Origin of the sequence: Dorea longicatena (genome assembly GCF_024168045.1) — a bacterium.
Classification (GTDB): domain Bacteria; phylum Bacillota; class Clostridia; order Lachnospirales; family Lachnospiraceae; genus Dorea_A.
In genome coordinates, this window is the sequence record NZ_CP100126.1 from 1,409,798 (window position 1) to 1,430,568 (window position 20,771).

The following is a 20,771-nucleotide window of genomic DNA, read 5'->3' on the forward strand; positions in this document are numbered from 1 at the left end:
GGAGTAGTCCGGAAGATGGACATATTTTTACACGTTCTTTTGTTGCGGTAAGTATAAAGCAGGACTTGATGGGAGATGATTGGATGCAGCTTTGGGTGAATGCAGCACAGATGAAAGCAGCAGATCAGTATACAATTCAAAAATTAGGGGTTCCTTCCCTGGAATTGATGGAACATGCGGCGCAGGCGTGTGTACAGGTATTAGAAGATGAAAAGGTTGATCTTTCGCATGTCTGTGTTGTCTGTGGTTCGGGTAATAATGGAGGGGACGGTTTCGCAATTGCCCGCATTTTACAAAATAACAGATACTCCGTAGAGACATTTTGTGTGGGAAACCCGGAACATTATACCGAGGAAACACAGGAACAGATGCACCGCTTACAGGAATGCGGCGGGAAGATTACTTATGGAATGCCGCAGGAAGACTCCTATAGTGTGGTCATAGATGCTGTCTTTGGAGTGGGGTTGAGTCGTAAAGTAGAGGGCAGATATCGTCAGGTGATCGAACAGATGAACCGGATGAGGGGAACAAAATTTGCGGTAGATATCCCGTCCGGACTTTCTGCCACAACAGGCTGTATCCTGGGCTGCGCTTTCAAAGCGGACTATACAGTGACATTCCAGTTAAAAAAGATTGGTCTGGAACTGTCACAGGGCAGAACTATGGCCGGCAGGGTTATCGTGCCGGATATCGGCATTTCTACAGATTCTATCTGTGAGGATCAGGAAATAGTCCGGACAGCCGGAAAAGATATCTATCGGAAGATGCTGCCGGACAGACCGGAAGATTCAAATAAAGGCACGTACGGAAGACTCCTCGTGATAGCCGGAAGCAAAGGAATGGCCGGGGCCGCTTATCTGAATGCGCATGCCGCTTACATGACAGGAGCAGGACTGGTGAGAATATACACTTCCTCAGATAATCGGGAAATCTTACAGACACTCCTTCCGGAAGCAATTGTCACAACATATGAGGAATATAATAAAGAAGAACTGTTATCACTTCTTACATGGGCAGATAGCGTATGTATCGGTTCGGGCCTTGGAATGAGCAGGCTTTCCGAAAAAATATTAAAAACTGTGATTGAATATGTAAAAGTACCGTGTCTGATCGATGCAGACGGACTGAATCTTCTTGCAGAAAATAAAAATTATCTGAATCAGATGGCCGAGCGCAGATTTGTGATCACACCGCATATGAAAGAAATGTCAAGACTTACAGGCACTCCTGTAGAGGAACTGAAAGCAGACAGGATCCAGATCCTGAAAGATTTTATTTCAAGATACCGGATTACCTGTGTACTGAAAGATTCGAGAACTCTGATCGCAAGCGAAGAGAAAGGTATACGTATGAACCTTACCGGGAACAGTGCGATGGCAAAAGCCGGATCGGGAGATGTTCTCGCCGGCGTGATCTCCGGATGGATGGTGCAGGAAAAAGAAGCGGAAGATGCTGCAGAATTAGGCACATATATACATGGATTGTCCGGTGACCTTGCAAAATTTGAAAAAGGCGTATATAGTGTAATGGCGAGAGATCTGATAGAATATATCAGTAAAGCATTAATGAAACTGGAGGAAGAATAACAGTGAAGCAATATACAAGAGTTTTAGCCAGAGTCAATTTAGATGCGGTTGAATATAATATAGAAATGATGAAAAAAAATATTCATAAGAATACCCAGATGATGGCAGTCATCAAAATGGATGGTTATGGGCACGGGGCTGTCCAGATCGCAAAACTTTTGGAGCCGATGGATTACATCTGGGGATATGCCGTTGCCACATTGGACGAGGCGATACTGATCAAGGATGCATGCCTGAAAAAGCCAGTACTGGTACTGGGATGCATTTTCCCTGATCAGTGGGATGTAATGATCCGTAACGAGATACGTATGACCGTTTACAGCTATGAGATGGCAAAAGAAGTATCTGAGCTTGCCGAAGCTATGGGATGTAACGTCTATGTCCATATTAAGCTTGATACAGGAATGGCAAGACTTGGTTTCCAGATTACGAAGGAAAATGCAGATGAGATCGCCAGAATCAGCAAGCTGCCGAATCTGGTAATGGAAGGTATGTTCACGCATTTTGCCAAATCCGATGAAGAAGATAAGACATTTACAAAAGAACAGTTGGAGAAATACCTCTGGATGAAAGAGGAATTGAAAAAGCGTAACGTTACATTCACGTATTATCATTGTTCCAACAGTGCCGGCATCATTGATCTGGAAGAAGCCAATATGGATATTGTGCGTGCGGGAATTACAACATATGGAATGTATCCGTCCGATGAGGTGGAAAAAGATAAAGTACCATTAAAACCTGCAATGGAACTGATCAGCCATGTTGCACATGTAAAATGGCTGACGGAAGGAAAGCCGGTAAGTTATGGAGGAACTTATATCACAACACGTCCGACAAAGGTGGCGACGATTCCGGTCGGATACGGAGACGGGTATCCAAGAAGTCTGTCCAATAAAGGCTACGTCCTGATCCACGGACAAAAAGCACCGATCATCGGTCGTGTATGCATGGATCAGTTCATGGTTGATGTAACGGCAATTGAAGATGTAGAATTCGGAGATAAGGTTGTCATCTTCGGACGTGATGGAAAAGAGTTCCTTTCTGTTGATAAACTGGGAGAACTTTCCGGTAGATTCAATTATGAATTTGTGTGTGTGTTAAATAAACGTATTCCGAGAGAATACATCCGGCATGGAGAAGTCGTAGAACAGGTCGACAGTTTTTAAATCGCCGTGTGTTCTTGAAATTTTGCAGAATACATCCGAGAAAAAGGGAAATACTTAGTATATCTTAAGAATCGGAGTGTGAAGCAAGGTGCAGGTGAAACGAGGAGATATTTATTATGCGGATTTAAGTCCGGTAGTCGGATCGGAACAGGGTGGAATCCGTCCGGTCCTGATCATACAGAATGATGTTGGAAACAGGCATAGCCCGACCGTCATCTGTGCGGCGATCACCTCAAGGATGAACAAAGCAAAATTACCGACACATGTGGAAATTGACGCAAGAAGGTATCATATTGTCAGAAATTCCGTGGTTTTACTGGAACAGATCCGTACGATCGATAAGCAGAGACTTAAGGATCTGGTATGTCATCTGGACGAAGAGATAATGAACAAGGTTGATGAAGCAATTCGAATCAGTTTCGAGCTTCATACATAGAGAAGGAGTTAAGGATAATTAATTATGGAAGAGGGAAGTTTATTCCAACGAATGAAACAGATATTTCACGAAGATGAAATGGACGAAGAGATGCAGAAAGAAGCGGCAGGTCTGATCCGCAATATTTTCCGTTATATGGATAAGGATGCAAAGGATATTATGACCCACCGAAAAAATATTGTAGCAATCGATGGAGACTGGTCACTGGAAGAGGCTTTGCAATTCATGCTGGATGAACGCTTTTCAAGATTTCCGGTCTATCAGGAAGATATCGATGAGATCATCGGGATCATTCATCTGAGAGATGCAACGTCTGGCTATCTGGACAAGTCAAAACGGCAATGTCCGGTAAAAAATCTGGAGGAATACCTCCGTCCGGTTACATATATTCCTGAAACAAAGAGCATTGATACTCTTTTCAAAGAAATGCAGGCGGCTAAAAATCATATGGTCGTTGTGCTGGACGAATACGGACAGACTTCTGGCCTTGTCGCAATGGAAGATATCTTGGAAGAGATCGTCGGAAATATTTTGGATGAATATGATGAAGAAGACGAAATGATCAAAAAACAGAATGACGGAAGTATGATTGTCAATGGTCTGACTGAACTGGAGGATCTGGAAGATCTGATTCCGGTAACATTTGACAAAGAAGATTATGAGACACTGAATGGATTTCTGATCGATAAACTGGAACACATCCCTGGAGAAGACGAAACCTGTGTTGTTGACTATGACGGCTATCGTTTCACGGTATTACAGATCGATAATAATATAATTCAGACAGTTAAGATTGAAAAAGTTTTCGAAGCGTGATAGAATAGACAACGTGTGTAATAATACAATTTTAAAAAAAGATAAAAACAAATAGATAAAGAGAGGTAAAAGACATGTCAGGACATTCAAAATTTGCCAATATTAAGCATAAGAAAGAGAAAAATGATGCTGCAAAAGGAAAGATTTTTACAAAGATCGGTAAAGAGATTGCAGTAGCTGTAAAAGAAGGCGGAAGTTCTGATCCTTCTAACAACAGCAGATTACGTGACGTAATTGCAAAAGCAAAATCTAATAACATGCCGAATGATACCATCGAAAGAAATATCAAACGTGCATCCGGAGATATGAGTGCGGCAAACTATGAGCACATTACATACGAAGGCTATGGACCGAACGGTACAGCTATCATCGTAGAGACTCTTACAGATAACAAGAACCGTACAGCATCTAACGTAAAGAACGCATTTACAAAGGGAAGCGGTAATGTAGGAACACCTGGATGTGTATCATTCATGTTCGATAAGAAAGGTCAGATCGTAATCGATAAAGAAGAATACGAAGGCGATGCCGATGAGCTGATGATGCAGGTACTCGATGCAGGAGCCGAAGATTTTGTAGAAGAGGAAGACAGCTTTGAAGTATTGACTGATCCGGACGATTTCAGTGCAGTCCGTCTTGCAATGGAAGAAGCAGGAATTCCTATGGCATCTGCTGAAGTAACAATGATTCCTCAGACATATGTAGAACTGACAGACGCAAAAGATATCGCCAATATTCAGAAAACTCTGGATATGCTGGATGATGACGATGACGTTCAGGATGTATATCACAACTGGGATGAATAAAAAGAATCCGATACCTCCATACTAAGAAAAAAGTATGGAGGTATTTTTTATGAGTGAAGAGAAAAAGGAAAAAGAAAAAAGTGCGGAACCGACTGAAGAACTGAAAGAAACAGGAAGCGCCAATCTTGAGAACAGCAGGGACAGCCACCGGATCAAATTACTTACTATTGTAGGAGAGATTGAAGGCCATGAAGCAGTATCGGGAAACACCAAGGCAACCAAATACGAGCACTTACTTCCTTTGCTTGCGGAAGTCGAAGACAGCAATGAGATCGACGGATTACTGATTCTTCTGAATACACTTGGCGGCGATGTGGAAGCAGGACTCTCCATTGCAGAAATGATCGCCTCACTCAGTAAACCGTCTGTGTCACTGGTTCTTGGAGGAAGTCATTCCATCGGAGGCCCGCTTGCCGTATCTGCGGACTATTCCTTTATTGTGCCAAGCGGGACAATGGTCATTCATCCGGTGCGCTCGAACGGGATGTTTATCGGTGTGCAGCAAAGCCTGGATAATATGCTGAGAACACAGGACCGGATCACCAGATTCCTGGCAGATCACTCGTCTATGACACAGGAGCGGATCGAGACCCTGATGTTAAATCCGACAGAACTGGTAAAAGATGTCGGGACATTGCTGGAAGGAAAAGATGCGGTACAGGAAGGACTCATCAATGAAGTCGGCGGATTAAAAGATGCATTGAATAAATTGCACGAAATGATCAATGAAAGAAATAAAAAAAAGAACGAAAATGTGTAATGACATCAAAACCCCTAAATGCTATAATTATAATTAGTATTGCCATCATAAGGGGGAGTTGTAATGGCAGCAAAGTCTACCAAAAGTAAAACAACTGGAAAAAAGACGAATACGACAGCAAAAAAGCCGTCTTCGAATAAAAAAACAACAAGAAAAACAACGAAAAAAACAACCGGAAAAAGAAAAACTGCCGGCCGGAAATCAACCGGAAACGGTAATAGTTTTCTGATAGATGAGATTCTGATCTGGACAACTCTTGCAGTCAGCATTATTCTTCTGATCAGTAATTTTGGCATTGCAGGATTCTTAGGAGATGCGATATCTGGATTTTTATGGAATGTCTTTGGCGTTGCAGCGTATGTGATCCCTTTTATCCTGTTCGGACTTGTATCATTTCTGATATCGAATAAAGACAACCGCAATGCATATGTCAAGAGTCTGATCGGCGTGATCCTTCTGATCCTTGCAGAAGTATTGTTACACCTTATCGATGACATGGGCGGCAAGATCGGAAAATCTGTAGCATCTGTTATGACACCTGCAATCGGTGTGGCAGGAACTTATGTTATTACGATCATCTTTATGATCATTTGTCTCGTCATTATCACCGGAAAGTCAGCATTAAGAGGTGTAAAGGCCGGTAGTGATAAGGCATATGCGAGAGCAAGAGAAGATGCCAGACGGCACAAAGAACTTGCAGAAGAACGAAAACGCGAACGCATGGAACAGCGGACGCAACGTGAAAGAGAACGGGCAGAAGCGGAAGCTTCCGGCACGGAAAAACGAAGAGACAAACATGTAGAAGGGGTTTCCTTTGATACCTCTATTGCGAAGAAATCACCGGAAGTAAGAGAACTTCCGATCGATCCAAAGACAGCGAAAGGACCGGAAAAACCAGAATTTGTCATTCACCGTGCGGATCCGGAACCGGAAGCATCTGATACGGCAGATACGGCAGTTGCAGGAACGGAACCTGTTAAAAACGCTGCAGAATCTGCAGCAGGTACAGCACCGGAAGAAAAACCAACGCGGCGGAAAAATCCTAAGATGGGTGTTGCAGGAATGGCAGATGAAGTTGCGGATGTTGCAGCCAGTGTTGCAGCCGATTCTACAAAACCGAAAAAGGCATACAAATGTCCGCCGTTATCCCTGCTTCAGCACGGAAAACGTGGCGGCGGTGAGTCGGATGCACATTTGCGTGAAACAGCTATGAAGTTACAGCAGACACTGGAAAACTTCGGTGTAAATGTAACGATTACGAATGTAAGCTGTGGTCCGTCTGTCACCAGATATGAATTACAGCCGGAAATGGGTGTTAAGGTCAGCAAGATCGTCGGACTTGCCGATGATATCAAGCTGAATCTTGCAGCCGCAGATATCCGTATTGAGGCTCCGATCCCCGGAAAAGCAGCAGTAGGAATCGAAGTCCCGAATAAAGAGAACAGCGCAGTTATGCTGCGTGACCTTCTGGAATCACCGGAATTCCAGAACAGCCCTTCCAAGATATCATTTGCCGTCGGTAAAGATATCGGAGGAAAGACAGTCGTTGCGGATATCGCAAAGATGCCGCATGTCCTGATCGCCGGTGCGACCGGTTCCGGAAAATCCGTATGTATCAACACCCTGATCATGAGTGTGTTATACAAAGCGGATCCCGATGAAGTAAAACTGATCATGATCGATCCGAAGGTCGTAGAGCTGAGTGTCTATAACGGCATTCCACATCTGCTGATTCCGGTTGTCACCGACCCGAAAAAAGCAGCAGGTGCACTGAACTGGGCAGTGGGAGAGATGTCCAGACGTTATCAGGCATTTGCCAAATATAACGTCCGCGATATGAAGGGATATAATGAGAAGATCAAAAACCTCGGCGTGCAGACAGAAGAGGGGGAAAAGCTCGATCCGATGCCGCAGATCATTATCATCGTCGACGAGCTTGCCGATCTGATGATGGTTGCTCCGGGAGATGTGGAAGAAGCCATCTGCCGTCTGGCACAGCTTGCCAGAGCAGCCGGAATCCATCTGGTGCTCGCAACACAGAGACCATCTGTGAATGTCATCACCGGATTGATCAAAGCAAATATGCCTTCCAGAATCGCATTTTCTGTATCATCGGGAGTCGATTCCAGAACGATCATTGATATGAACGGGGCAGAAAAGCTTCTCGGAAAAGGTGATATGCTGTTCTATCCATCCGGATATCAGAAACCGGCCAGGGTGCAGGGTTCCTTTGTGACGGATAAGGAAGTACAGCAGGTTGTGGAATATCTGCGTGAGCACAACGGAGATGTTACATATAATCAGGAAATAGAGACTCACATGAATACGGTTCCGACCGGCAATCCACTTAGCGGAGCAGGCGGAAATGATGATAATGAAAATGATGCATATTTTGCAGATGCAGGAAGACTGATTATCGAAAAAGAAAAAGCATCCATCGGAATGTTACAACGGGCTTTTAAGATAGGATTTAACCGTGCGGCAAGAATTATGGATCAGTTATGTGAGGCAGGAGCTGTCGGACCGGAAGAGGGGACAAAACCTCGGAAAGTTCTGATGTCTTCTGAAGAATTTGAACAATATTTGAATGAGAAAAATGGATAAAAGATAGTATTCACAGTAGGAGGATGGCATAAGATGAGATGTAGGTATTGTGGTCAGAGAATACCTGAAGGGGAATTGTATTGCAGACATTGCGGAAAAGAGGTCCGCATTGTTCCGGACTACAACCCATTAGATGATATGCTTACAGCACAGATCAAAGGTGCAATAGATGGTGATGAAGATATATACAATGACTCATATACGACACGTTCAACCCGAAATAGAAATAATAGAAATGCGGGAAGAACTGCAGGGGCAGCAAGAAATGCTTCCGGCCGCAATCGGAACACCAGCCATAGTGGCGGCCTGCAGATGAGCGAAGAAGAACGCAGGCGTAGAAATCGTGAACGTGCAAGACAGAAAGCAAGACATAAGAAAAAGAAAAAACGCGCTTTATTACTTGCCCTGTTTTTGCTTCTGATCATAGCAGTGGTCGGCGTATTTGCTTACCTGACATCGTATATCGGTGCAGTGAACAAAGGAAATCGGGCGCTTGGCCGGAATGACTATACGACCGCCGAGGACAGCTTCCGCAACGCACTGGCAAAAGATGATACCAGACCGGAAGCCTATACCGGCCTTTCCAATGTATATCAGGCACAGGACAATGCAGATAAAGCAGAACGTTTATTTACATCTGCACTGAAAAAGCAGGGGGAGAATATAGAATTATACCGTGCATGTATCAAATTCTATATTCGTTCTGATCAGAAAGAGAAGATTCCGGAACTTCTGGATGAAGCTGATTCTTCGATATCAGACGCACTTCCGGAATATATAGTAAAAACTCCGAAATTCAGTCTGGATGACGGAGAAGATTATGATGATGTCCAGCAGTTAAAGCTGACGGCAGCATCCGGATGTAAAATTTATTACACAAAGAATAAGAAAAAACCAACAACAGGAAGCCGCAAGTATACCGGACCGATCCAGATTGAAGAAGGTGACACAACTATCTATGCAATTGCGGTAAATAAAGCCGGCATTCCAAGTCTCCCTGTAAGGAAATCATATACCGTAGAACTTCCAATTGAGGATGCACCGGCAGTATCTCCGTCAACCGGACAGTACAGCAGTGCCCAGGAGATTGAGATTAAAGTACCGGATGGATATACGGCATATTATACAACCGACAAGTCAGAACCGACAACTTCATCCACGAAATACACCGGACCGGTAGAGATGCCGGAAGGCGAGACTATCTTTAAGGCAGTGCTTGTCAATGCCAAGGGAAGAGTCAGTGGAATTACAACCAGAAATTATGTATTGAATTAGTGTCATACAGAAAGATGACAAGAGAGGCATATATATGGAACCTGGATTAGCTTTCACATTATGCGGGTTGGGAATTTGTTTTCTGATTCCGGCCTTTATCTTAGGATTTGTTAACAAGAGTAAAACAACGAGATGCACAGTTACAACAGTTGCAACAGTGAAGGATATTTTGGATAAAAATTCCGGAGACAGTCTGAGTTTCTATCCATTATACGAGTACGAAGTTAATAATGTCCTATATACGAATACTGGTGCATATCTATCACATCATGTCCCACAGAAGGGGGCAAAAATCGAGATACGATATAATCCAGACAATCCAAAGAAGTCGTATATTCCGGGCTACGATACCAAAGTATATAAGTTATTAAGCATTATATTCAGTGTGATTGGTATGATTCCAATACTTGTTTGTGCCATCATATTCTTTGCAATTAATTAAGTTATTACAGTCGGTTGATGGCTAGAGAATGCAGACTCTCAAAAGAAAATGCCAGAGGCTCTGTTTTATACAGGGTCTTTCTTTTTGACTAAATTGCATGAAAGCAATTCGCGAGGGCTTGCCCAGTAGGAAAAGAGAGAAACTGATCATAATCTTTGATAAAAAAGTCAGGTTGATTATATTTAATCTTCCTGACTTTTCTACATAATTAGCTAATATTTTCTATATATCATTAAAAGCATACTCTCGTGGCAGATTCCTCTTTGCACCGATAATGTATAGAATTGCCGGCATATAACAGGAAAAAAAGATAATAACCTGCATAAGAAGCGGAAGCTTATAATTAAAATGTCCTACAGACGCTCCAGCATTAAAAATCATATAAAGAGTAGCCACGATATCAAAGATAACTGCCGTTACCAACAAAATCTTTCCATTATTAACAAGCTGTGCAGACTTTTCGGTTGTGCCACAATCGCGTTCAGCGATATTTCCAAATGATAAAGATAGCAAAAAGAAAGTAAGACCAATTGCTGCAACAAATAATACAAGTAATCCGGTTTGTGCAAGTTCGGACGGAATTATAATTGTATAAAATAATGCAAGTAATAGGATTAGTGAAAAAAGTGCTGTTCCAAGAATTCCTGTTAATTGATAATAAATTCCGGCACCTTTTAACAGATAGCGACCACCTGGAGCCTTGCTGCCCCCGATAGAGTAAAGCAATTCATCACAAAATTCAGTTGGGGTCATGTCCAAAACATCTTCAAAATCTTCTCCACGTTTTTCAGCTTCAAGAGCCATTCCGGTAAGATCCCGTTCAAATTGCCTAATTTCAGAATCTAACAAAGGAAAGGTACGGATATGGCGCATCATTTGCCGTATTATTTTTTGATCTTTTTTATTCAACATGATTTTATACCTCCGTATCAAATACCTGGTTTACAGATTGGGATATCTGTTTCCAGTTTGTTTTAAATTCGTTCAAATATTCTACTCCATCTGGTGTAATGGAATAATATTTTCTGCTTGGACCCAGTGGAGAAGGCTGCATCTCAGAGGTAATAATTCCTTTTTTTTCAAGACGAACCAATAATGGATAAATGGTTCCTTCCTTTATATCTTTAAATCCATAACCCAGAAGAGTTGTAACAATTTCATAACCATAAGATGTATTTTGGGATAATATTTTTAAAATACATCCTTCTAATGTTCCACGCATTAATTGAGATTTATCATACATTGCATCACCTGATATTTTCTAATCTATTTATCAATATTATAACATAGCCAGAAAACATGACAATAGATAAGTAATCGAATTGACAATAACTACTATGTGGTGTAAAGTAGAACTATACTATTATGCGGAGCAAAGTAGCTAGTTGCAGATTACAAAATGAAGAGGGGAATGAAGATGTTAACAAAAATAATCTATAAAAATTTTCGAAGTAATTTAAAGAATTATATTTTGTTTTTCTTGAGTAATATTGTTGCAATTATGGAGCTGTTTGTATTTTATGGAATTCGTTCGATTATTAAAAATTCGATTACAGATAAAGTTACAGCAGAAGCATTAAAAACAGATTTTCAAATTGCAGTAGGTATTATTGCTGTAATTACATTGATGTTAATGTTTTATGCTATGAAATGTTATATCAAACTTAGAATTAAAGATTATAGCATGTTTCTTATATTAGGAATGAAGAAAAAAGCTGTCAGCCTTTTATTATTATTTGAATATTGTATTGGTTGTGTTATTTCTCTTATTTTGGGGATTGGAACAGGAAGAATTCTTCTTTATATCATCCAGAGATTATTAGTAAAGTATTATCCTCAATATATACGGATGTATGTGTTAAGATATCAGATTTATAAAAATGTATGCTTGGGAAGTATCTCAATCATGATATTGGTATTTGTTGTATTGCTGATATGGTTAGATGGACGAAGTCTTGGAATGCTCATGGCAGAAGATAAAAAGAATGAGAAAAGACCTATAAGTTATATGTGGATTATATTGGCAGTTATTGGAATTGTCTTGATGATGGCCGGCATAATTTTATATTGCGGTTCAGACACGCAATATTTGTACGCACATGGTGTTTTATTGATGGGATTAATATTGGCAGTAGTTTTTGGACTTGCATTATTCTTGAATTTGCTTAAAAAATGCAAGAATTTTTATTATCGATATATGCTGGATCTGAATCAATTATATAGCAGATATCTGAACCATATGATTTTATTGATACTTCTTATTGTGGTTCATTTCTTCTCATTGTCGTACCTTGTTGTACAAACGGCTGAACTATTGCCGCTTGATCAATATAGAAACCAATATCCTTATGACATGATCTGGATAACAGAAAAGGGCAATAAAGAATACGCAAAAAAATTAGCTTCTACATATAATGGAACATTAACCGAGGTACCTATGATGCGTGTATCCACATATTATGGGGCAAATCATATTGGAATTTCAGAGAAAACGTATAGAAAGCTTTCAAAATCGCCGGCGTTAAATTTAAAAGAAAATCAAATAGCCGTTAGAATAGAGAATTCTGATGAAAAACAAGAAGACATCAAAGATTCTGCTTATTGGGAAGGATATAGTACATTATATGCAGGTAAATATTTTGGAAAACAAGATTCAGATACACTAATTGATGTAAAGAAAAATAAAGATATACATTTCAATATACAATCAATTTGTACACAAACAGTATGGATTCTAATCGATGCAATGCTGGATACATGGGAAGCAGAACATCAGATATTAATATCTCAATTAGAGGAACAGGAAAAGCATGCATTACAAACGAAAGTCAAGATTTTGGAAGAACGCTATCAAGAAATGTTAAAAAGCCGAAAAGTGGTTCATGATATGAAGAACCATATTCTAGCGCTCAAGAACTATGATCAAGAGCAGAACTGGCCCGGATTGCATGAATATCTGAATGAACTTAGTGATGATATGCTGGAATATAATTTTCATGTCTGGACTGGAAATCATATGCTGGATATGATCTTAAACCAAAAGGAAAAGGATGCACAGAATCAAAATACCGTTATGCAGATTGATACAGAAGTCTTTTCGACACTCCCTTTTACAGACCGGGAAATCATATCCCTTTTTGGGAATCTATTGGATAATGCGTTGGAAGCCTGTGAGAAAATCAATGATAAAAAGCGTTGGATAAAGATTAAGATAAAAAAGAAAAATCTATTGTTATATATTGAAATTGCAAATGCATTAGAGGAAATGCCGAAGCAAATTCAAAAAGAATTCGTTTCGAATAAAAAAGATAATGGACTTCATGGATATGGAATGAAGAATATACAGGATATTATAAAAAAGTATGATGGAATCTTCGAATATAAGGTATATGAAGATCATCTGATATTTATGATTTCTATCTATAATAACTGATAAGGATAGGGGGATGAAAAGTATGTTGAAAAAAATATTTTTTAAACTGCTGGGAGAAAGGAAAAAGGATTACATAAGAGTTATTTTAAGTGGAATCTTCTGTATATCGGTCGTATTTTTTTCTACGTCTGTTGGCAGCAGTCTTGTTTATATATCAACGGGACGACGGGCAACTATGACAGAATTAGTAATGGAAGTTGAAAAGAATTTTATTTTGCCGTATACTGGAATTTCTGCAACAGAATATAAACGCCTTACAGGAAAGCAGGTTCATTTAAAAAATGATGAAATATACGTTGTATACCAATGGGACCGAAGCGAATATGGAACAATTGGTCTGGATTTCGGAAAGCTGAAACCAAGATTATACACCGGATGCGCTACTGCAGATATCTGGATTTATACTGCGAGAACATTACCAGGTAATAAATTTACAAGAAAATATACAATTAAGGGAAACGACAGAAGAATCATTACCGGGAATTTTAAAACAAAGATATCTTTTCCCTGAAGGATGAGGAACTTACCATTTTCAGACGAAGAAAAATCGGCTTTGTATTTCAGGCATATAATCTGGTGCCTGTACTAAATGTATACGAAAACATCGTGCTTCCAATCGAACTGGATGGCGGTAAAGTCGATAAGGAATTTGTAAAAAAAATAACAGAGACACTGGGGCTCGACCAGAGACTTGACGCTCTTCCAAATCAGCTCTCAGGAGGACAACAGCAGAGAGTTGCCATAGCCAGAGCATTGGCGGCAGAGCCTGCCATAATTCTTGCGGATGAACCCACCGGAAACTTAGACGGACGTACAAGTCAGGACGTATTGGGTCTTCTGAAGGTGACAAGCCAGAAGTTCTCGCAGACGATTGTGATGATTACCCACAACGAGGAAATCGCCCAGCTTGCGGATCGCATAATAAGAATTGAGGATGGACATATTCAGGAGAGAGCAGTATGAGAGTAAAGAACAGAAAATGTATCCGCAGACTTAGCTTCAAGTCTCTGTGGGCATCCAGAAAAAGAAATATTATTGCAATTTGTGCTATAGCACTCACAACTTTGATGTTTACATCATTATTTACCATTATGCTGTCTGTAAACTCAAGCTATGAGACCTACAATTTCAGACAGGCAGGTGGCTATAGCGATGGCAGCTTTAAGGATTTATCAAGAGAACAGGCTGATAAAATAGCCGCCCACAAGGGAATCAAGGCATCTGGTGAGCGTATCGTGTGCGGCTTCAGCTCCTCTGACGTATTCGGCAAGGTAGCGGCGGAAGTAAGCTACATGGATAAAAACTGTACCAAGTGGAGCTATGCCACCCCAACCACGGGAAAGGAGCCTCAAAAAGAAAATGAAATAGCCATGGACACTACAGCCTTAAGACTCCTTGGCGTAGAACCGAAGCTGGGAACAAATGTGACGATTACTTATCAGGCTGGTAATGGAACAGACACCGGGATACCACAGACCGACAGCTTTATCCTCGTCGGCTATTGGGAGTATGACGATTTGATGCCTGTTCACTATATCAACGTATCAAAAGCCTATGTAGATAAAATCAACGAAAAGTGTATAGCCGCTGGTGATGAAGCTCTTGACATAGACTTAAATGTCATGCTTCCTTCCAAGCTTAATATCAGGGAGCAGATGGAAAAAATAGATACAGACTTAGGCTATGACTGGAATACAAGAGACCAGGAGAACAGCGCCAGAATCGGTGTGAACTGGGGACTTACTGCCTCATCTGTAAGCTCTGACATAGATTTCTCACTGGTAGCTGCAATCCTTGCTTTTTTCCTGCTTATTATATTTACAGGCTATCTGATTATATACAATATATTCCAGATTTCAGTGACTGGGGACATCAGGTTTTATGGCCTGCTAAAGACAATCGGTACCACCCCAAGACAATTAAGGCACATAATTACACAGGAAGCTCTGTTTTTGTGTATTATCGGTATTCCTGTAGGATTGCTTCTGGGCTATGGCATTGGTGCGGTTTTAACTCCTATTGCATTAGAAACCACAAGTATTATAGGCACAAAGGCTGCTATCAGCAGCTCGCCGCTTATTTTTATCGGTTCTGCTGTATTTGCCATTATCACTGTCTTTTTGTCCTGCAGGAAGCCCGGCAAAATGGCTGCAAAGGTATCGCCTGTTGAGGCAGCAAAATATACAGAAGGTATGACCGGCAAAAAGAAAAAGCGCCACAGCCGTGGGGCTAAGGTATATCAGATGGCTTTTGCCAATCTTGGCAGAAATAAGAAGAAAACTATCCTGGTTGTAGTCTCGCTGACACTTTCCGTAACTCTTTTAAATGTGCTTTTTTCACTTGTCAACGGCTTTGACATGGATAAATATGTGGACAGGTCAACCTGTGCAGACTTTATCGTGAGCAGTACAGATTATTTCCGCTATAATACGGCAGATGAATATATAGGAGCAGATACCATTGATGAGATAAAGGAAAACACAGATGAGACTGTCTCTGGAAGCGGCTATGACCTGGCAGACATATCCCCTATGATGTGGATGGAGACAGACCAGTATAGTAAACTGGCAGAAAACTATCTAAGCGGCAAAGAGCTGCAGGAGGAAATCTCCCACTACGAGCAGAAAGGTGACAGCATACTTGTCGACGTCAGTATAGAGGGCTTTGACGATGGACTTTTTGATAAGCTTACTGTAGTAAAAGGCTCCCTGGAGCCACTATCTGACCCGGATAGCCACGCAATCGCTGTAGCTGTATCCACAGACGATTACGGCAATATAGTAAATTTGGACAACTACCCTGAGCTGGGAGACACTTATACCGTAAACTACCAGATTGGATATGACATAGACAGCCGAACCGGCGAGCGGGCAGACCAACAGACCACGCCTGAGGAGTATTTGGAATACCATGAGGAAGAGGCAAAGGAGGTGGAGTACAGTGTATGTGCTCTTGTGACGGTTCCTGATTCCATCAGCTTCCGTTATACAAGTCTGGGTTATAGTATGGTTTTGCCGGTAGAGAAACTTAAGGAGGACAGCGGTACAGATGTCATTCCAAAATTTTATATGTTTGACACACCGGATTCTCAGGCAGAAGCAAGTGCTGAGCAGTATCTGCAAAAGCTCACAGCAGGAGATACATCTACTCTCATGTATGAGAGCAAGGCATCTATCAGACGTGAATTTACCCGGTTTAAAAATATGTTTTTAATCTGTGGTGGTGCCCTCTGTGCTATCATCGGACTTGTGGGCATACTTAATTTTTTCAATGCAATTATGACAGGAATTTTGTCCAGAAAAAGAGAATTTGCCGTATTACAGTCTGTGGGCATGACCAAGAGACAGCTAAAGCTCATGCTTATTTATGAGGGCTTATTTTATGCGGTGGGCTCCATCATAGCATCCCTCATACTTTCAGTGGTGCTCAGCCCTATGCTTGGCAATATGATGAGTGCTATGTTCTGGTTTGTAACATACCATTTTACCATTATGCCTGTAATCCTGATTATACCAGTATTTCTCCTGCTGGGCTGGCTGATTCCTGCTGTGCTTTACCATGCCGGCAAGAGGCAAAGCATTGTCGAAAATCTAAGGGAATTGTAATTGGTGTTTTAATAAAATTTTGTAACTGAAAACCAGCTGAAATGAAAAATCAGAAATTAAGAAACGATAATCGGATATGACAGGGACGGTTTTATCATCAATGACAGCAACAGTCGCACAAACAGTAAAAAAAGATGGTCATATGAGCAGTTGAGCAGACAGATGCGGAATCTATGGGCCATGTATAACTGAAGGGAAAAGCCAGATGTTGAACAGCTTTTGAACAGTGATACTACCATATTTTTCATATAGCAGCGATTGAAACACAAGGATTTTAGAATTTAGATATTTTTCTAAATAGTTGTTGACAATTCTGCTTCGTCAGAATATATTATATTTAGAAATATTTCTAAATACTTTTGAAAGAAGTGATGCTATGGCTTTTGCAGATACTTTTAAGGCCTTGTCCGATCCTGCACGCCGAGAAATCTTACAGTTATTAAAGAATGGCCGAATGTCCGCCGGAGAAATTGGTAGTCATTTTCATATGACCGGTGCTACTGTTTCCTATCATCTAAAGATTTTGAAAAAGGCTGATCTGATATGGGAAACAAAAGAAAAGAATTTTATTTACTATGATTTGAATACTTCCGTTGTAGAAGAATTACTTCTATGGTTAAAAGACTTGAAAGGAGACGAATCTCATGATGAAAAAATATAAATGGTCTTTGTTACTTGGCAGCCTTCTTTCTTTAAGCCCAATCTTGATCGGATTGCTTTTGTGGAATCAGCTTCCGACAAAGCTCCCTACCCATTTTTCCACTGGAAATACTCCAGATGGCTGGAGCAGCAAGGCAATTACCGTTTTCGGACTTCCGCTTTTTATGTTTGCAATGATGTGGTTTTGCTTTCTTTTCACCCATGTTGATCCAAAACGCCAGAACATCAGTCCGAAGCTGATCCGGGCACTTGTGTGGTTTATGGCTGCACTTTCCCCGATTGTTGTGTGCTCTAGCTATGCTATTGCTCTTGGAATAAATGTGAATATTACTCTGCTCACTTATCTGATCATTGGACTCATGCTTTTGGTAATTGGCAATTATCTGGCAAAAACAAAACAGAACTATAGTGCTGGCATTCGGATTCCATGGACACTGTCCAGTGAAGAAAACTGGAATCGCACACACCGTGTCAGCTCCAGACTGTTTATCTTTTGTGGCCTGGCTATGATCGCCAATGGATTTCTGGACTCTAATATACTGTTATTTTTCATCATGGCAGTGTTGATCGTTATCCCATATGCATATTCTTTTTTCTTATTTAAAAAAGGAATATGATGTACACTTTTGGAACATGCCTTTGTAGTTACAATAAGGGCATATTATAGTAGGGGTAGGTGTCACATCAATTGTAACCCTGCAGCATTCTACATAAACAAATCATTGGGGATATTGACTTCATTATTTAGATTTTGGTATAATAACACGGTTTGTATAGTGCTAAAAGAGCCTTTTCAGACTGAAGAAATTTAGCTACAAGAGGGTGCAGAAGTGTTTAACATAGCAATTTGTGATGATGAAGAAACGCTCATTGGTGAGTTGAAAGAAAATCTTATAAAGTATGCTGCTGAAACGAATAAAGAGTTTTGCTTTTTTATCTATCACGACGGCAGCGTGTATTTTAAAGAGGGGATCTGGTTTTGCCAGTCCCTTTTTTGCGTTTGCGCGCCATGGGCGCGCTCTAACGGGTGCAAGTCCCGAACATGCCCAGATAGTGGGAAGTGTATAGCCGAACAGCAAGGGTGTCTATCGCGAGGTAGAATCTGAAGGAAGCTGTAAGCAAATCTCTGGTCCGACGAACAGAAATCACATATAAGGCTAGGCTACGAGAGATAAGTTGGCGTGAAGCAACGAAGTCTAATAACTATCACCTTTGGCTGTTCGTTTCGTTACGGATGGAATGGATATATTATTTTCTTTTTTCTTTCCACCATAGTTTCCCCTTGCTTTTACAATATAGGTATTTGTGTCGATATATGGTTTCAGAAAAAGTTCATCCAGATAATTGCGAAAAATAAGCTTAATTACACTATTGCGCTGTCCATTCCGAAACTGCTGTAAAATTTTGATAACCTCATTTTCAATTTCGTTTTTGGGATCCAAAGCAAAATGCGCATCAGAATTTTCCAGAGGTTTCTCTGGAGGCATTTCTGGAGGAAGCGGAATATGAAATTCCTCATCCCCCTGTGCATATGCAATCATGGCCTTTTTCATCCATTTTCCCATTTCAAACATTGGATGCAAGGTAAGTGCGACCAAATCCAGATCATGCTGCCAGTATAAACGAACGATTACGTTCATATTATCACCTCCTAGCGGATCTGATTAACACGCTGGTAATAATATCCCCGCACATTTGAATAGATATTGCTTAAATCCGGATCATTGATATTACCAGGAATAATTTGCAGTCCATCCATATAACGGAAGACATTATTAAACTGTTCGGACCATGCATCATAAGTACCACCGGTTGCAACAATGTAATCAATGTCAGCAAAATAATTATGTGTTGATTTTAACTTTTCAATTGTTTCATTGCATACTTCTCTGGATGCATCTTCCAGTAGTGTGCGGAAGGATTCATTGCTGCGTTTCATATGCTTTCGATCGAGAATCCGTATTTCACCTGTTTCTAAAAGGTTCTGCAGATCCGGGATCTGTAATGATACACCATAAGTGTCCTGAATTTTTTTACATGTTCTTGAAAAGACCTCCCGCATCCCAAAATCCGGGAATGTGTTTTCATCGACAACACTACCATGATCGACAAGATAATCATCACAGGTTCCAAATCCTGGATCAAACACAATCGTATTCTTTGAAAAGATTTTTGCTGCAGTGGCAAGCTGTTTTCCATCTTTTCCGACAAGAGCAGAAACCAACGCTCCGAGCGGCTGCGGCATAACAAAAATATCTTTGCTGTCTACCACAAAATCAAACTGCTGCCAAGGTGCACGTCCAATACGCAGACTGAAATGATGATGTCCGGAAAGAACTTCCTTCAAATCATTCTGGTCGGCTTTTAAATATTTTGGCGGGAGTCCTGTCTGAATGGTAAGTTTCTTTCCTTTCGAATTTCCTTTATCATTTCCCATTAATCCAATGGCGATACCAGTGTCCGAGATAACACGGAACATATCAGAATAGTATCTTTTACGGCCAAATAATTCCTGCTCGCTGTCAATTACATCCGATGCAGAGAGTTCATTGTAAGCCAGAGAGCCAACAACCCAGATATCACCATTTTCTGCTTTATAATAGATATCTGTTTCAGAAGGTTCATTGAGCCTGACACGATCAGCAGGGATTTTCCTTGCGTAAGCTGAAACAGAATAAATTTTATTAGGACTCATTCCTTTGATTGCAGAATATCCGATATCCAGACCGATGATCCAATGGTTTGCCGGGCACGGTGCTGCACGATGGATTGTTTCACTGCGGGTTTTAAAGTCTTTAGTATTCATATAGATCCACCTTGTATGTAAATAGTCATATTATTGATATTCATTAATAGTATGAAAGAAATTATTTCATACCTGATTTTCTGGACAAAATTATTTATTGTTATTTCAAGCACTCTATTTTTAGAACTAATGAATTCGATGAGAGGAGGGAAAAATATGAAAAATTTATAAAATAAGCAAAAGATAAGATATAATAATTTTATGTTAAATTTTATATCTAATTTTCGATTATCCGCATAAACACTATACTTTCAAGTATTTTGAAGTATAGAAAAAACTCATTTTACCACGAATTTACCACGATTGAATGAGCCTTGATATGACCTATAAAATAACACCCAAAAGACATCATTACACCTAAATGGTGTCTTTTTAA

At 40.5% G+C, this 20,771-nt stretch carries 18 protein-coding genes and 1 pseudogene; 15 read left to right on the forward strand and 4 right to left on the reverse strand.

Annotated features, from left to right (window positions below):
* The first annotated feature begins 68 nt into the window (after positions 1-68).
* The 9 genes from NKF87_RS06590 to NKF87_RS06630 all read left to right on the forward strand — a co-directional run bounded on the left by NKF87_RS06590 (position 69) and on the right by NKF87_RS06630 (position 9,891).
* On the forward strand, positions 69-1,586 hold the full coding sequence (locus tag NKF87_RS06590; protein ID WP_242859270.1) for an NAD(P)H-hydrate dehydratase: 1,518 nt from the start codon (positions 69-71) through the stop codon (positions 1,584-1,586).
* 2 nt (positions 1,587-1,588) lie between these two features.
* Positions 1,589-2,752: an alanine racemase gene (gene alr / locus NKF87_RS06595; RefSeq protein WP_028086222.1), complete on the forward strand. Its 1,164-nt coding sequence runs from the start codon at positions 1,589-1,591 to the stop codon at positions 2,750-2,752.
* Between the two features lie 88 nt (positions 2,753-2,840).
* Complete coding sequence (locus NKF87_RS06600; RefSeq protein ID WP_055284503.1) at positions 2,841-3,188, forward strand: type II toxin-antitoxin system PemK/MazF family toxin; 348 nt, start codon at positions 2,841-2,843, stop codon at positions 3,186-3,188.
* A gap of 24 nt (positions 3,189-3,212) precedes the next feature.
* Positions 3,213-4,004 carry a hemolysin family protein gene (locus NKF87_RS06605; protein WP_055284505.1) on the forward strand — a complete coding sequence of 264 codons (792 nt, stop codon included), beginning with the start codon at positions 3,213-3,215 and terminating at the stop codon, positions 4,002-4,004.
* Positions 4,005-4,078: 74 nt separating this feature from the next.
* The gene (locus NKF87_RS06610; RefSeq protein WP_117597521.1) at positions 4,079-4,810 is read left to right on the forward strand and encodes a YebC/PmpR family DNA-binding transcriptional regulator; all 732 of its coding nucleotides are present in this window, start codon (positions 4,079-4,081) and stop codon (positions 4,808-4,810) included.
* A gap of 49 nt (positions 4,811-4,859) precedes the next feature.
* Positions 4,860-5,570 (forward strand): ClpP family protease, encoded by a 711-nt coding sequence (locus NKF87_RS06615; protein ID WP_117597520.1) that lies wholly within the window; start codon positions 4,860-4,862, stop codon positions 5,568-5,570.
* A 63-nt stretch (positions 5,571-5,633) separates the two neighbouring features.
* Complete coding sequence (locus tag NKF87_RS06620; protein WP_117597519.1) at positions 5,634-8,174, forward strand: FtsK/SpoIIIE family DNA translocase; 2,541 nt, start codon at positions 5,634-5,636, stop codon at positions 8,172-8,174.
* A gap of 33 nt (positions 8,175-8,207) precedes the next feature.
* Positions 8,208-9,449 (forward strand): chitobiase/beta-hexosaminidase C-terminal domain-containing protein, encoded by a 1,242-nt coding sequence (locus tag NKF87_RS06625; RefSeq protein ID WP_242998848.1) that lies wholly within the window; start codon positions 8,208-8,210, stop codon positions 9,447-9,449.
* Between the two features lie 34 nt (positions 9,450-9,483).
* Complete coding sequence (locus NKF87_RS06630) at positions 9,484-9,891, forward strand: DUF3592 domain-containing protein (protein ID WP_117597518.1); 408 nt, start codon at positions 9,484-9,486, stop codon at positions 9,889-9,891.
* A gap of 222 nt (positions 9,892-10,113) precedes the next feature.
* On the opposite strand, the gene NKF87_RS06635 is transcribed toward NKF87_RS06630, so the two are convergent.
* A complete protein-coding gene (locus NKF87_RS06635) occupies positions 10,114-10,803 on the reverse strand; it encodes a hypothetical protein (RefSeq protein WP_117597517.1) in 690 nt (229 codons plus the stop codon).
* Between the two features lie 4 nt (positions 10,804-10,807).
* The gene (locus NKF87_RS06640; RefSeq protein WP_117597516.1) at positions 10,808-11,134 is read right to left on the reverse strand and encodes a PadR family transcriptional regulator; all 327 of its coding nucleotides are present in this window, start codon (positions 11,132-11,134) and stop codon (positions 10,808-10,810) included.
* Positions 11,135-11,308: 174 nt separating this feature from the next.
* On the opposite strand from NKF87_RS06640, the gene NKF87_RS06645 reads away from it, so the two are divergent.
* The 6 genes and pseudogenes from NKF87_RS06645 to NKF87_RS06670 all read left to right on the forward strand — a co-directional run bounded on the left by NKF87_RS06645 (position 11,309) and on the right by NKF87_RS06670 (position 18,206).
* Complete coding sequence (locus NKF87_RS06645; RefSeq protein ID WP_253584279.1) at positions 11,309-13,324, forward strand: GHKL domain-containing protein; 2,016 nt, start codon at positions 11,309-11,311, stop codon at positions 13,322-13,324.
* A gap of 22 nt (positions 13,325-13,346) precedes the next feature.
* A complete protein-coding gene (locus tag NKF87_RS06650) occupies positions 13,347-13,835 on the forward strand; it encodes a hypothetical protein (RefSeq protein WP_253584280.1) in 489 nt (162 codons plus the stop codon).
* Positions 13,817-14,287 (forward strand): annotated as a pseudogene (locus tag NKF87_RS06655) (ABC transporter ATP-binding protein); the annotation flags it as partial. The gene NKF87_RS06650 and the pseudogene NKF87_RS06655, both read left to right, overlap by 19 nt.
* Entirely contained in the window at positions 14,284-16,929 is a 2,646-nt protein-coding gene (locus tag NKF87_RS06660; protein ID WP_117597506.1) for an ABC transporter permease, read from the forward strand. The pseudogene NKF87_RS06655 and the gene NKF87_RS06660, both read left to right, overlap by 4 nt.
* A 376-nt stretch (positions 16,930-17,305) precedes the next feature.
* Positions 17,306-17,590, forward strand: a complete 285-nt coding sequence (locus NKF87_RS06665) for an autorepressor SdpR family transcription factor (RefSeq protein WP_023923479.1) — start codon at positions 17,306-17,308, stop codon at positions 17,588-17,590.
* Positions 17,574-18,206, forward strand: a complete 633-nt coding sequence (locus NKF87_RS06670) for an SdpI family protein (protein WP_117597505.1) — start codon at positions 17,574-17,576, stop codon at positions 18,204-18,206. The genes NKF87_RS06665 and NKF87_RS06670 overlap by 17 nt, the downstream gene beginning before the upstream one ends.
* A 579-nt stretch (positions 18,207-18,785) precedes the next feature.
* On the opposite strand, the gene NKF87_RS06675 is transcribed toward NKF87_RS06670, so the two are convergent.
* Both NKF87_RS06675 and NKF87_RS06680 read right to left on the reverse strand, forming a co-directional pair.
* Positions 18,786-19,229 carry a hypothetical protein gene (locus NKF87_RS06675; RefSeq protein ID WP_028087976.1) on the reverse strand — a complete coding sequence of 148 codons (444 nt, stop codon included), beginning with the start codon at positions 19,227-19,229 and terminating at the stop codon, positions 18,786-18,788.
* A gap of 11 nt (positions 19,230-19,240) precedes the next feature.
* Positions 19,241-20,395 carry a ParM/StbA family protein gene (locus NKF87_RS06680; RefSeq protein ID WP_117597504.1) on the reverse strand — a complete coding sequence of 385 codons (1,155 nt, stop codon included), beginning with the start codon at positions 20,393-20,395 and terminating at the stop codon, positions 19,241-19,243.
* Between the last annotated feature and the right edge of the window lie 376 nt (positions 20,396-20,771).